Annotated in this window: 9 protein-coding genes; 5 read left to right on the forward strand and 4 right to left on the reverse strand. The window is 65.8% G+C overall.

Going from position 1 to position 13,498, the window contains the following annotated elements; all coding sequences use genetic code 11:
* The first annotated feature begins 5 nt into the window (after window positions 1–5).
* Window positions 6–1,496 (forward strand): lysine--tRNA ligase, encoded by a 1,491-nt coding sequence (gene lysS / locus F816_RS0106600; protein ID WP_019594053.1) that lies wholly within the window; start codon window positions 6–8, stop codon window positions 1,494–1,496.
* A 64-nt stretch (window positions 1,497–1,560) separates the two neighbouring features.
* Here lysS and F816_RS0106605 read toward each other — a convergent pair whose 3' ends face one another.
* The 3 genes from F816_RS0106605 to F816_RS0106615 form a co-directional block, all read right to left on the reverse strand.
* Window positions 1,561–2,031, reverse strand: coding sequence for a PepSY domain-containing protein (locus tag F816_RS0106605; protein ID WP_019594054.1), 471 nt, complete (start codon window positions 2,029–2,031; stop codon window positions 1,561–1,563).
* A 252-nt stretch (window positions 2,032–2,283) separates the two neighbouring features.
* Window positions 2,284–4,404: a SulP family inorganic anion transporter gene (locus F816_RS0106610; RefSeq protein ID WP_019594055.1), complete on the reverse strand. Its 2,121-nt coding sequence runs from the start codon at window positions 4,402–4,404 to the stop codon at window positions 2,284–2,286.
* Window positions 4,405–4,496: 92 nt separating this feature from the next.
* Complete coding sequence (locus F816_RS0106615; protein WP_019594056.1) at window positions 4,497–5,075, reverse strand: hypothetical protein; 579 nt, start codon at window positions 5,073–5,075, stop codon at window positions 4,497–4,499.
* A 211-nt stretch (window positions 5,076–5,286) separates the two neighbouring features.
* On the opposite strand from F816_RS0106615, the gene F816_RS0106620 reads away from it, so the two are divergent.
* Both F816_RS0106620 and F816_RS0106625 read left to right on the forward strand, forming a co-directional pair.
* Complete coding sequence (locus tag F816_RS0106620; protein ID WP_019594057.1) at window positions 5,287–6,768, forward strand: sensor histidine kinase; 1,482 nt, start codon at window positions 5,287–5,289, stop codon at window positions 6,766–6,768.
* Entirely contained in the window at window positions 6,765–8,162 is a 1,398-nt protein-coding gene (locus tag F816_RS0106625; RefSeq protein ID WP_019594058.1) for a sigma-54 dependent transcriptional regulator, read from the forward strand. Before F816_RS0106620 ends, F816_RS0106625 begins: the two co-directional genes overlap by 4 nt.
* A gap of 16 nt (window positions 8,163–8,178) precedes the next feature.
* Here F816_RS0106625 and glgB read toward each other — a convergent pair whose 3' ends face one another.
* Window positions 8,179–10,392, reverse strand: coding sequence for a 1,4-alpha-glucan branching protein GlgB (glgB, locus tag F816_RS0106630; protein ID WP_081622673.1), 2,214 nt, complete (start codon window positions 10,390–10,392; stop codon window positions 8,179–8,181).
* Window positions 10,393–10,490: 98 nt separating this feature from the next.
* On the opposite strand from glgB, the gene glgC reads away from it, so the two are divergent.
* On the forward strand, window positions 10,491–11,759 hold the full coding sequence (gene glgC, locus F816_RS0106640; protein WP_019594061.1) for a glucose-1-phosphate adenylyltransferase: 1,269 nt from the start codon (window positions 10,491–10,493) through the stop codon (window positions 11,757–11,759).
* Window positions 11,749–13,497, forward strand: coding sequence for a glycoside hydrolase family 57 protein (locus F816_RS0106645; protein ID WP_019594062.1), 1,749 nt, complete (start codon window positions 11,749–11,751; stop codon window positions 13,495–13,497). Before glgC ends, F816_RS0106645 begins: the two co-directional genes overlap by 11 nt.
* Window position 13,498 lies beyond the last annotated feature (1 nt).

Consider the following 13,498-nt stretch of genomic DNA (forward strand, 5'->3'; position numbering starts at 1 on the left):
TTCTGATGACCGAAACCACTGACGAGAACAAGCTGATCGCACAGCGCCGCAGCAAGCTGAACGCGCTGCGCGCGGCCGGTCCAGCGTTCCCCAACGATTTCCGTCGCGATGCGCTGGCGGCGGCGCTGCACGCCGCGCACGACGAGACCGAAGGCGAGGCGCTGGAGGCCCAGGGGATTCGCGTGACGGTCGCCGGGCGCATGGTCGGCAAACGCGTGATGGGCAAGGCAAGCTTCATCCGCCTGCGCGATCAGTCGGGCGACATCCAGTTGTTCGCGCAGCGCGACAGCCTGCCGGAGGGCGTGTACCCGGCGTTCAAGCAGTGGGATCTGGGCGATATCGTGGGTGGCCAGGGCACGCTGTTCAAGACCAAGACCGGGGAATTGACGGTCCAGCTCGACGAGCTGCGTCTGCTGACCAAGAGCCTGCGTCCGCTGCCGGAAAAGTTCCACGGCCTGACCGATCAGGAACAGCGGTATCGCCAGCGCTACGTGGACTTGATCACCAGCCTGGACAGCCGCGAGCTGTTCCGCACCCGTACCCGGATCGTGCGCTACATCCGCGAGTACTTCGAGGATCAGGATTTCATCGAGGTGGAGACCCCGATGATGCAGGTGATCCCGGGCGGGGCGACCGCGCGGCCGTTCACCACCCATCACAACGCGCTGGATATGCCGCTGTACCTGCGCGTCGCGCCAGAGCTGTATCTCAAGCGCCTGGTCGTCGGCGGCTTCGAGAAGGTCTTCGAGATCAACCGCAATTTCCGCAACGAGGGACTGTCCACGCGGCACAACCCCGAGTTCACCATGCTCGAGTTCTACGAGGCGTTCGTGGACTACCGCGCGCTGATGGATCGCACCGAGACCTTGCTGCGCGGGCTGTGCGAGGACGTGCTGGGCACGACCACCATTGAGTACCAGGGCGAGAGCTACGATTTTGGCAAGCCGTTCACCCGCATGAGCGTGCGCGAGGCGATCCTGGCTCACAATGCCGAGATCGCGGAAGCCGACCTCGACGACATCGAGAAGGTGCGCGCGCACTGCGAGCGCCTGGAGATCCCGATCAAGCCGAGCTTCGGTCTGGGCAAGCTGTGGACCGAGATCTTCGAGTACACCGCCGAGAACCAGCTGCGTCACCCGACCTTTATTACCGCCTACCCGACCGAGGTCTCGCCACTGGCGCGGCGCAACGACGACGACCCGTTCGTCACCGATCGCTTCGAACTGTTTGTCGGGGGGCGCGAGATCGCGAACGGCTTCTCCGAGTTGAACGATCCGGAAGACCAGGCCGAGCGCTTCCGCGCCCAGGTCGCGGAGAAGGACGCCGGTGACGACGAGGCGATGCACTTTGACGCCGACTACATCCGCGCGCTGGAGTACGGCCTGCCGCCGACCGCCGGGGAAGGCATTGGCATCGACCGCCTGGTGATGCTGCTGACCGACAGCGCTTCGATCCGCGACGTGCTCCTGTTTCCGCACCTGCGCCCGGAGGCCTGAGCCCTCGCGCGTCGGTTATGCCGACCGGGGTCGGTTCGAGGGCGGCGAAGGGGGCAGCGTTTCGTCAGTCGCGTTCGAGGGACAGCAGCGTAAAATCTTCGCCATCGAGTCGGATGTTCAGCTCGTCGCCGTCTTCGGTGATGCCCTCGAGTTCGATGACGCGGTCGTCTTCGAACTCGATCTCCTTGAAGCGGAGCATGCCGTGATCCCGCGCGACGGCCGCTGAGCGGAGAATCATCTGGGCGGTCATGCCCGCCGCGTGATCGGGGTCGCGTACGCGTTCTTCGCGAAGCAGGTCACCATCCAGATTAAACCGGGTCTCCATGCGCAGTTGTGCGTCGTCCCAGCCCTTGAGGACGAATTCCCGGTCACTTTCTGCCTCCAGTTCTTCGAAGGTCTCGAAACCGTGTTCCTGGCCGATGTCGACGATGGCCTGTATCGACTCGAGCGGGATGGTGTCGGACTGACCGGGGCTGCATGCTGCCAGAAGGACGATGAGCGGGGCGACGGCAAGGGAGAGAAGGCGCAGATTCATGAGTTCGAGACCTGATGGTGGGTTCTGGGGGAGTGGCAAGGACCGGCTGCGCGTCAGTATCGCATTGCGCCCCGGCCGCGTCAGGAAAGGTTCTGATCAGGCGGCCCCCACGCAAAGGCCCAATCGCGTGTGCGCCGTCCAGCTGGATCTCCTCGAAACGCGTCAATTCGGGTTCGTCACGGTTTGCATGCTCGCTTTCTGCCGAGTATAGACGGGAAGGCAGGCCTTGCATGGGCGAGTCCCGGCCTCCCTTCACGATGGATTATCGTCGCCTCGAGTGCCGGGTGGTGCCGGGTTGGCGGTTTCCACTCGGTCCGGGGTGCCGAGGGCGCGCTGCTGCAGTTCGGCGAGGGCGACGCGCTTGTTGGGGAAGATGTTTCCGCGGCCGATCTCGTCCAGCAGGCCGGCACGTTCCATGGCCTCGCGGACGGGTTTCTTGAGACCACTGAACATCAGCTTGCAGTCGGCGGCCGCAAGATCGCCGATCAGGGCGCGCACCTTGTCCACGCCCGAGGCGTCGATGCGGTTGATACTGTTGCCGAGCACCAGCACCGCCCGGGCATTCGGGTTGCGCGCGACGGCGTCCATGACCGCGTCCTCGAAGTGGGCGACGTTCATGAACACCAACGAGGCATCGAAGCGCAGTACGGTGAAATGTGGGCCGGCCGGACGCAGGTCGTTGCTGATCGCCCCGGCCAGGGAGCCGTCGGGGCGCAGGCCCTGGATCTCGGAACGCGGGCGCACGGTGCCGACCAGGAACAGCAGCGATGACAGGATTACGCCGACGATCACGCCATTCGCGAGATCCGGGGCCATGTACAGCGTGACGAAAAAGGTCAGGAACCCGGCCAGGCCATCGGCGCGGTTGATGGTCCACGACCGCGCCAGGGCCCGGAAGTCGAGCAAGCCAAACACCGCCGATATCACGATGGCCGCCAGCACTGCCTGGGGCAAATGGTAGAGATAGGGGGTCAGGAACAGCATGGTGATCAGCACGCCGATCGCGCTGACCACCGCGAACAGCCCGCTTTGTGCGCCGGAGCGCGCCGCGACCGCCGAGCGCGAGAACGAGCCGCTGACGGAGTAGGACTGGAAGAAGCTCCCGACGATGTTGGCCAGACCCTGGCCGATCAGTTCCTGATTCGGGTTCAGCTTCTCGCGCCGCTGGGCGGCGAGCGCGCGCGCGATGGAGGTCGCCTCCATGAAGCCGATCAGGGCCATCACGAACGCGGCGGGCAGCAGGGCCGGGATGACCTCCCAGTCCAGTACCGGCAGCTGCAGGCTGGGCAGTCCCTGGGGGATCGTGCCGACGACCTGGCCGCCGGAAGCGACAATGATGCGCTCCTCGTCGAAGCCGGACAGCCGCCATGGGCGGCCCTCGGCCTCGGCATGCCAGGCGCGGTAGCGCGCCTGACCGTCTGCGGTCTCGGTGCGCTCCAGGCGCACCTGGTGGGCTGTGATGCGCAGGTCGCTCAGTTCGCGCTTGAGTTGCGACTCGCGGACCTCCAGGCGGGCCACGCGCACCGCCAGGTCGGGTGATTCCTCGCCCGCCTTCTCGGCCTCCTTGAGTGCGCTGTTGGCCTCGCTCAACTCTTCCGACGTGGTACCCATCTGCGTGCGGGTTGCGGCGAGCTCCTGGTACAGGTTGCGCACGTCGGTGGCCTGGATCTGCCCATGCGTGATGCGTTCGTTGTTCTCGAAGCCGGTCAGGGCGCTGAGTAGCGTACCCAGCACGACGACCACCAGCACGCCCGGCAGGCGGGGCATGATCCGTCGCATCACCATGAGGATCACCAGGGTGCCGGCGCCGAAGGCGATGGTCGGCCAGTGGGCCTCCCCCAGCTGGGCAATGACGCCGGCGAAGTCGGTCAGGAAGGCGCCGGTATCGGGCTTCGGGACATTGAAGAAGGTGTTGATCAGGGAGAGTCCGATGATCAGCGCCGCCGCGTTGGTGAAACCGACGATGACCGGCTGGGAGACGAAGTTCATCAGGATCCCGAGGCGGAATACGCCCAGCAGAAGGCGCATGATGCCGACCATCAGCGCGAGCAGGATCGAGAGCTGGATAAAGTATTCGGTGCCGGCCACTGCGAACGGCGCGAGCGACGCAGCCGACAGCAGCGACAGCATCGCGACCGGACCGGTATGCAGAAAGCGCGAGGAGCCCCACAGCGAGCCGACGATCGCCGGGATCGCCGAGGCGTACAGCCCGTACACCACAGGGAGGCCCGCGAGTGTGGCGTAGGCCATGCCCTGGGGCACCAGGATCATGGCGACGCTGAGGCCCGCCATGACGTCGGCGCGGACGGATTTCTCGGACATGGGAAACCAGGCGAGAAAGGGAAACAGGCGGTAGATCCGGTCGGTATTCATGTAGGCGGGGTGTTCCTTGTTTCGGATTCGGGCCAACGTGTTCGGCCCGGCCGCGATGCGCTGCGGCCGGGTCTGCAACTCGACGGTGGTGACTAGCCCGCGGAGGGGAGCGCGGCGCCGGACGGCGCGGTCCGGGTGCCGCCCGGCCGCGGTTTGCGGGGTGCGGCGACCATGACCACCGGCAATTCCGCGGCCGTCTCGGTGGCAAGGATCTGGTGGCCGAGGTAGCCCTGTTCGTCGCAGACCAGGAAGTCCAGACGCAGACCGCGACCGAGGACCCGGCGCAGGGCCCGTTCCGGGTCGCCGGTCAGGGCCTCGATGTGAACGCCGTGCGGCAGGGGGCCGGTGTCACGAATGAAGCCGTCGATCAGCGCGCCTGCCTCGGCCTTGCCCAGAAAGGTCAGGACAACCAGCTCGGCATCCAGGCGCTCGCAGCTGTCGGCGGCATAGTCGAACACGGGGCGCGGGGCGAATGGCCCGACGAACAGGCCAATCCGCCGGCGCGGTGCGGGTTGCGCAGCGGCTTGAGGTGCGCCGACCGATGGCGGATTCGCGGTCGGGGTATCGTTTGCGAGCGCACGATACTTGTCGCCCATCGGTTGCATCTCGGCGAGGTCGGCATAGGCCAGGCCTTCGAGGATCTGTTTCATGGTGCGGCTCAGGGCAGGCATCGATGTCTCCGTTGTGGTTCGTCCACGAAGCCTCTATGCAGATCGCGTGCCACTCCATGAAAACAATGACTTATCCGGTTTGTGATGGGGTGTTGAGGAGGCGTGTGTTGCACCATGTAACGTTTGACGGGGTGAAAGGCCGCGAATAGCGTTGCGGGCGACTATCCGGGCGTTGCAGAATGTAGCGGCAACTATTGCAACGAGTAACGTTATGGGGCGCAGTCTGCGCAGCAAGGTCCGCTGGGTGTATGCCGGAGTGGTTGTGTTGGTGCTGGGTCTGGTGCTCGCGCAGTACATCGCGCTTTCGACCATCGAGACGCGGCTGCAACAGGGGGACGTGGTAGCCGAGCTGTTGCAGGACAGTCTCGAGATGCGCCGCTTCGAGAAGAAGTTCTATGGCTCCGGGGAGCATGGGGACCTGGCTGCGGCGCGGGACCATGCCGAGGCGGCGCTGGAACGGGTGCGCGAGAACGAGGCGGCGCTGGCGCAGCATGCACGCCCCGGCGAGCTCGACGAGTTGCAGGCCGTTCTGGAGCGGTATCGCACGGGGCTGGGCCGGTATCCCGGGCTGGCGGGTGAGCGGCGCGAGCAGCTGGTCGAGTCCATTCGCAACGCCGGCGGCGAGGCCTCGGCGTTGACCAAGGTGCTGAGTCAGCGCGAGCGCGAGAACCTGCGCACCGGGGTTCAGGAATCACGTACGGAATTGCTGCTGGCGACGAGTATCGTGCTGATGCTGGTCCTTCTGGGCGGCTGGTGGCTGGCGCGGCGGATCCTCGCCCCGCTGCGCTCGGTAGAGGACCAGCTGCGGGCGATCGGGGCGGGGTCGCGCAGGCGTCTGACCGCGCCCAACGAGGATCGTGAACTGGTGTCCTTTACCCACGCCTTCAATGCGATGCTGGACGAGCTGGATGCGCGGAGCCAGGATCTGCGCCGTTCCGAGCGGCTGGCGGCCCTGGGGGTGCTGGTATCGGGTGTGGCCCACGAGTTGAACAACCCCTTGGGCAATATCTCCACGGCACTGCAGCTGGTCGCGGAGGAAGGGCGGGGCGGTGATCCGGCCTTGCTGGAAGAGTGGCTGCAGCAGGCCGAGGGCGAGACGGCGCGGGCGCAGAACATCGTGCGCGGACTGCTCATGTATTCGCGCCAGCAGCCTCGGAGCCCCAAACGGGAGGAGTGCCGCTCGCTGAAGACCATCCTGGACGGGGCACTCGATCTGATCCGTGCCACGCTCCCTGTGGATCAGGTGAGCATGCGAGTGGATGATGCCCTCCAGGTGACCGTGGACCCCGAGCGGTTGCAGCAGGTGTTCGTGAACCTGTTACGCAATGCCTTCGAGGCAGGGGGCGACGAAGTAGAAGTCCGCATTGAGGCCCAGCGGGGCCGCCTGGCGGACCTGAGGCCGGGTCCCGGCGGGCATGTGGTCGGCGATCTTGTGGTGCAGGGCCAGGGTTTGAACCCAGTCGTGCGGATTTCGATCGACGACGACGGCCCGGGGATCCCGGATGCGGCGCTGGATCACGTATTCGAGCCGTTTTACCGCGGACGGGACGAGGGGAGCGGTTCGGGCCTGGGCCTGTTCGTGGCCCAGGAAATCGTCCAGGACCATGGAGGGGCAATCGGCGTCAGTCGCTGCCCGATGGGCGGGACACGGTTCCAGGTCTGGCTGCCCTGCGAATGCGGGGACCGCGCATGAGTCGTGAGGACAAGGCGAATCGGGAACGCCCGGCTGGAGCCTCGCGGGAGGCGCGCCTGCTGGTGATTGACGACGAGCCGATTGCCTGCCGCCAGCTGGAGCAGGTCTTCCGGCACTCCCCGTATTCTGTGACGACCCGCGAGGAGGGAGCGACGGGTTTGCGCGCACTGGAGCAGGAGCGCTTTGACGCGGTCCTGACCGACCTGCGCATGGCCGGGGTGGACGGCATGGAGATCCTGCGCCGGGCGCGCGAGCTGGATCCGGACCTGGCGGTGATCATGATCACCGGGCACGCCACCCTGGACTCCGCGGTGGAGGCGATGAAGGCCGGGGCCTTCCACTACATTGCCAAGCCGTTTCGTATCGACGAGGTGCGCGAGGTCGTGGCCAAGGCGGTGGAATTCACCCGCTTGCGGCGCGACAACCGCACCCTGCGCGATCAAGTGGAGCAGGGCGGGCGCAAGGCGACCCTGGTGGCACAGGACACGGCCATGCAGCGGTTGCTGGAGACCGCGCGCCAGATTGCGCCCACCGACTGCAATGTGGTCCTGACGGGCGAGAGCGGGACCGGCAAGGAATTGCTGGCGCGCTACATCCATAACCACAGCGCGCGGGCCGAGGGGCCGTTTCTCGCGGTGAACTGCGGGGCACTGCAGGACGAACTGTTGAGCAGCGAGCTGTTCGGCCACGAGAAGGGTGCGTTCACCGGGGCCACCCAGCAGAAGAAGGGCCTGTTCGAGACCGCTGCGGGGGGCACACTGTTCCTCGACGAGGTCGCGGAAACCAGTCCGGCGATGCAGGTGAACCTGCTGCGGGTCCTGCAGGAACGCGAAGTGCTGCGGGTCGGCGGGCGGACGCCGATCCCGGTGGATGTGCGAGTGATCGCCGCCAGCAACCGGCGCCTGGATCGTGCGGTGGATCGTGGCGAGATGCGCGAGGACCTGTATTTCCGTCTGAACGTGGTGAACCTGCTGCTGCCACCGCTACGCGATCGGCGCGACGATATCCCGCTGCTGGCCTACTACTTCCTCAAGCGCCACGCCCTGTCGATGGGCAAGCGCATCGACGACATCGACCCGGAGGCGCTGGAGCGCCTGGTCGAGCATGACTACCCCGGCAACGTGCGCGAGTTGTCCAACATTATCGAACGCGGGGTGGCACTGGCACGTACGGCGAACCTGACCCTGGCCGATCTGCCGCGCGCCCTGCGCGAGACCAGCGCCCGCGTAGTGCACGAGGACGCGGCCCCGCTGCGGACGCTGGAGGAGCAGGAGGTGTTGCAGATCCGTCAGGCACTGGAGCAGACCGGAGGCAACCGCACCCGGGCGGCGCGGCTGCTGGGCATTGACCGCGTGTCGCTGTGGCGCAAGATCAAGCGGCTGGGCATCGAGTAGCCGAGGCGGCGTGACGTCAGTCTGCGACCGGTTCCAGCAGCAGCGCCGCGAGTGGCGGGAGGTGCAGGTAGAGCGTGGCCGGATGGCCGTGACGTTCGATCGGCTCGGCGTAGGCCTCTGCCGGGCCACGTGAGCCTCCGCCGTAGACTTCCGCATCCGTGTTCAGGCTGACCCGCCAGCGCCCGGCATGCGGTGCGGGTACCGGATAGGCCGCACGTTCCATGGGCGTCAGGTTCAGCACCACGACCACCTGGCGTCCCTGATGGTCACGGCGGACGAAGCTGATCGTGGAGTGCTCGGCGTCGTCGCAGTCCAGCCAGCCAAAGCCGTCGGGTTCGAACTCGCGGGCGTGCAGGGCCGGGTCTTTGCGGTACACCCGGTTCAGGTCGCGCACCAGATTCTGCAGGCCCTGGTGCAGGGGGTACTGCAGCACGTACCAGTCCAGCTCGCGATCCTCGGACCATTCGGGGCCCTGGCCGAACTCCTGGCCCATGAACAGCAGCTTTTTGCCGGGGTAAAGCCACTGCCAGCTGTAGAGCAGGCGCAGGTTGGCGTGCTGCTCCCACTCGTTGCCGGGCATGCGCCCGCGCAGGCTGCGTTTTCCGTGCACCACCTCGTCGTGCGAGAACGGCAGGACGAAGTTCTCGCTGTAGGCGTAGAGCTGGCCGAAGGTGAGCTGGCCGTGATGGTGAGTGCGGTAGATCGGGTCCATGCCGAAGTAGGTCAGGGTGTCGTGCATCCAGCCCATGTTCCACTTCATGGTGAAGCCCAGCCCGCCCATGGACGGTGGGCGGCTGACGCCCGGCCAGGCGGTCGATTCCTCGGCGATCATGGCGACGCCGGGGTGGCTGGTCTGGACGGTCTCGTTCAGGTGACGCAGGAAGTCGATCGCCTCGAGGTTCTCGTTGCCGCCGTGGATGTTGGGAAGCCAGTCCTCGCCCTCGCGGTCATAGTCGCGGTAGAGCATGGAGGCGACGGCGTCCACGCGCAGGCCGTCGAGGTGGAAGTCCTCGATCCAGCACAGGGCGCTGGAGAGCAGGAAGTTGCGGACCTCGGGGCGCGAGTAGTTGAAGATCAGCGTGCCCCAGCCACGATGCTCGCCGATGCGCGGATCGGCGTGTTCGTACAGCGCGGTGCCGTCGAAGCGCGCCAGCGCGAACTCGTCGCGCGGGAAGTGGCCGGGGACCCAGTCGAGCAGCACGCCCAGCCCGGCCTGGTGGGCCTGGTCAACCAGATAGCGAAAGTCGTCGGCGTTGCCGAAGCGCGAGGTGGGGGCGAAAAAGCCCGTGCTCTGGTAACCCCAGGAGCCGTCGAACGGGTGTTCGGTGATCGGCAGCAGTTCGAGGTGGGTGAAGCCCATGTCGCGCGCATAGGGCACCAGGCGCTCGGCCAGTTCGCGGTAGTTGGGCCATGCGCCCTCGGGGCTGCGCTGCCAGGAGCCCAGGTGCACCTCGTAGATGCTCATGGGCCGGTGCTTCCAGGCCTCGGGGTCGCGATTGCGCATCCACTGGTCGTCATGCCAGGTGTAGTCGCTGGCCGGCTGAATGCGCGCGGCGGTCTCGGGCCGCATCTGGTAGGCGCGGGCGTACGGGTCGGTCTTCAGGTGGAGGCTGCCATGTTCGCGGTTGCGGATTTCGAACTTGTACAGCGTCTCCGTGGCCAGGCCTGGGATAAAGAGCTCCCATATGCCGCTGCCGGGGTGGACGGTCATCGGGTGGCAGCGGCCGTCCCAGCGGTTGAAGTCGCCGACCACTGCGACGCGCTCGGCGCTGGGCGCCCAGACAGCGAAACGCACGCCCTCGATGCCGTCACGCGTGAGCGGATGGGCACCCAGCATGCGGTGGGCATGCCAGTGGCGCCCCTCGGCGAACAGGTGGCGGTCGAAGTCCGGAAGGTCGGGGGCGAAAGACCAGGGGTCAACGTGGTGTAATGTCTCCGTGCCACCCTCGGGGATCCAGTGCAGTGTCGGGTGCTCGGGGAGCTCGTCACCCGCGCCCTGCCACAGGAACAAGCCCGGAAAGCCGGGTGCCGCCATCAGGGGTTGTACCCGGTCGTCAGAAAGCGTGATGGAGGCCTCATTTGCGTGCGGCAGCCAGGCACGGTAGCAGACCGTTTGTTGATCCAGCGCATGGTGTCCCAGGACGCTATGGGGATCATGGAGCCGAGCCTCGGTCAGGCGTGCTAACGGGTCATCGACGGAACGGGTGCATTTGTCGGGTGCTGTTGCCATACTCGGATCCAACTCGCGTTTCAGATGTGGGATGTGGAACGACGGGGTTCGGGTTCAGTGTTTCCCCTAGTACAACACGACTAAGCAAGGAAGGGTGCATGACTCCGCAACCGCAACGCTACGTTAGCCGCCTGACCCGGGAGACCCTGGCCCTGATCCTGGCCGGCGGGCGCGGCTCGCGACTGAAACAACTGACGCTGTGGCGGGCCAAGCCGGCTGTGCCTTTTGGCGGCAAGTTCCGAATTATCGATTTCCCCCTGTCCAACTGCATCAACTCGGGCATCCGTCAGGTGGCGGTGGTGACCCAGTACAAGGCGCACTCGCTGATCCAGCACATGCAGCGCGGCTGGTGGAGCTTCCTGCGCGGGGAATTCGGCGAGTTCATCGAGCTGCTGCCGGCACAACAGCGCATCGAGACCTCCTGGTATGCGGGAACAGCCGATGCGGTCTACCAGAACATCGACATAATCCGGCAGCACAATCCGAGCTACGTACTGATCCTGGCCGGGGACCACATCTACAAGATGGACTACGGCCAGATGATCGCCTTCCATGTGGAGAGCGGCGCGGACATGACCGTGGGCTGCCTGGAGGTCGAGCAAGAACGCGCCAAGGCCTTCGGGGTGATGGGCGTGGATGCCGCCAGCCGCATTACCTCGTTTGCCGAGAAGCCGGAGGATCCGGCGCTGATCCCCGGTAGCAAGACCCACTCGCTGGCCTCCATGGGGATCTACGTGATCAATACCGAATTCCTGTTCGAGCAGTTGGTCAAGGATGCCGACGACACCTTCTCCAGCCATGATTTCGGCAAGGACATCATTCCCGGCATCATCGAGCGAAACCAGGTGATGGCCTACCCGTTCCGCGACGAGCAGGGCGTACGTCAGGGCTACTGGCGCGATGTGGGGACCATCGACTCGTACTGGCAGGCCAACCTGGAGCTGATCGGCGTGACCCCGGAACTCAACCTGTACGATTCGGAATGGCCGATCTGGACCTACCAGGAGCAGCTGCCGCCGGCCAAGTTCGTGTTCGACGACGAGGACCGGCGCGGCATGGCGATCGACTCCATGGTCTCCGGCGGCTGCATCATCTCCGGGAGTACTGTCCGTCACTCCGTGCTGTTCTCCAGTGTTCAGGTCAATGCCTGTGCGACGGTGGAGGACTCGGTGGTCTTGCCCAATGTCACGATCGGCGAGGATTGCGTGATCCGCAACGCAGTGATCGACAAGGGCTGCAAGATCCCCGATGGCACGCAGATCGGGGTCGATGACGAGGCCGATGCCCGCGACTACTTTGTCTCCCCGGGCGGTGTCCGGGTGGTGACGCCGGAGATGCTCGGACAGGCAACTCACCATGTCCGCTGAGTCTGGCAGTACCACCGCGCTCGCCACCCAGCCGCCACTGCTCGATGTGGTGCTGTGCTGGCACATGCACCAACCGCAGTACTACGACTCGGGCAGTGGCGAATACGTGCTGCCGTGGACCTATCTGCACGCACTGAAGGACTACACCGACATGGCCGCGCACCTGGAGGCCTGTCCCCAGGCACGTGCGGTGGTGAATTTTGCCCCTATCCTGCTGGAGCAGATCGCTGACTATGGCGAGCGGCTGGAGAGTGGCATCGGCGACCACTCAAGCTTCGGCGATCCGGTGCTGGACCTGCTGCAGATGGACATCGTGCCGGTGGACCCGGTGCAGCGCCGCGAGATCTTGCGCGTGTGCCTGCGGGCGCATGCGCCGCGGATGATCGAGCCGTTCCCGTTGTTCGAGCGTCTGGCGGTCCTGGCGCGCCAGGCACTAGAGGATCCGGTGCTGTTGTCGCACCTGGATAACCGCTATTTTCAGGATCTGGCTACCTGTTACCACCTGGCCTGGCTGGGTGAGACGGTGCGCCGGGCGTATCCCGAGGTGCAGGGCTGGCTGAAGGTGACGACCGCCTTTAATCGCGATGTCCGGGGGCGGTTGCTGAAACTGATCCGCGACGAGGTTAAGGCGATCCTGCCACGCTATCGCGAGCTGGCGCAGCAGGGGCGGGTGGAGCTGTCGTTTACCCCATATGCCCACCCGATCATGCCGTTGCTGCTGGATCTGGATTCCGCTCGCGATGCGATGCCGGATATCGCCCTGCCGCAGGCCCCGGTCTACCCGGATGGCGAGGCCCGCGTGCGCTGGCACATCGAACGTGGGCTGGAGGTGTTCGAGCAGTATTTCGGCTTTCGCCCGCGTGGCTGCTGGCCGTCGGAGGGGGGTATCAGCGAGGCGACCGTGCGCCTGCTGGATGACTACGATATCTGCTGGACGGCCAGTGGCCAGACCGTGCTGGGTAACAGCCTGGCCGCAGCCGGTCAGACGGCCGAATCCAACACCGGATCGGCGGAGCAGGAGGGCTGGCTGCATCGACCTTATCGGTTGGCGGACGCCAAAACCGAGATGTTTTTCCGTGATGACGGGCTGTCCGACGCCATCGGTTTTCGTTATGCCGACTGGCATGCCGACGACGCAGTCGGCGATTTCGTCCATCACCTGGAGAACATTGCCGCGGTCTCGCCCGAGGGTGGCGTGGTGGCGGTGATCCTGGATGGCGAGAACGCCTGGGAATACTACCCGGACAACGGCTTCCATTTCCTGCGGGCGTTGTATGAGCGCCTGGCGGAAAACCCGCGGCTGAACCTGTGCACCTTCTCCGACGTGTGCCAGCGCAGCGGGCCGCGCTCGGATCGCGGTGAGCTGCCGGGCATGGTGGCCGGGTCCTGGGTCTACGGGACCTTCTCCACCTGGATCGGTGATCCCGACAAGAACCTCGGCTGGGACCGCCTGATCGAGGCCTGGACGGCGGTGGATCAGGCGCTCGCGCGGCGCCCTGCGCTGGATACGCCGCAATTGCGCAAGCAGTTGGCGGTGTGCGAGGGCTCGGACTGGTGCTGGTGGTTCGGGGAATACAACCCGGCCGGGTCGGTCAGCGACTTCGAACAGCTCTACCGCCGTCACCTGGCACGGCTGTACCAGCTGGCGGACCTTGAAGTGCCCGAGTCACTGGGCGAGGTGCTGTCGGTCGGGGGTGGTGACCCCGCCGCTGGCGGCACCATGCGCAAGGGACAGTAGT

It is taken from the genome of Thioalkalivibrio sp. ALM2T (genome assembly GCF_000381505.1).
In the GTDB taxonomy this organism is placed as follows: Bacteria; Pseudomonadota; Gammaproteobacteria; order Ectothiorhodospirales; family Ectothiorhodospiraceae; genus Thioalkalivibrio; species Thioalkalivibrio versutus.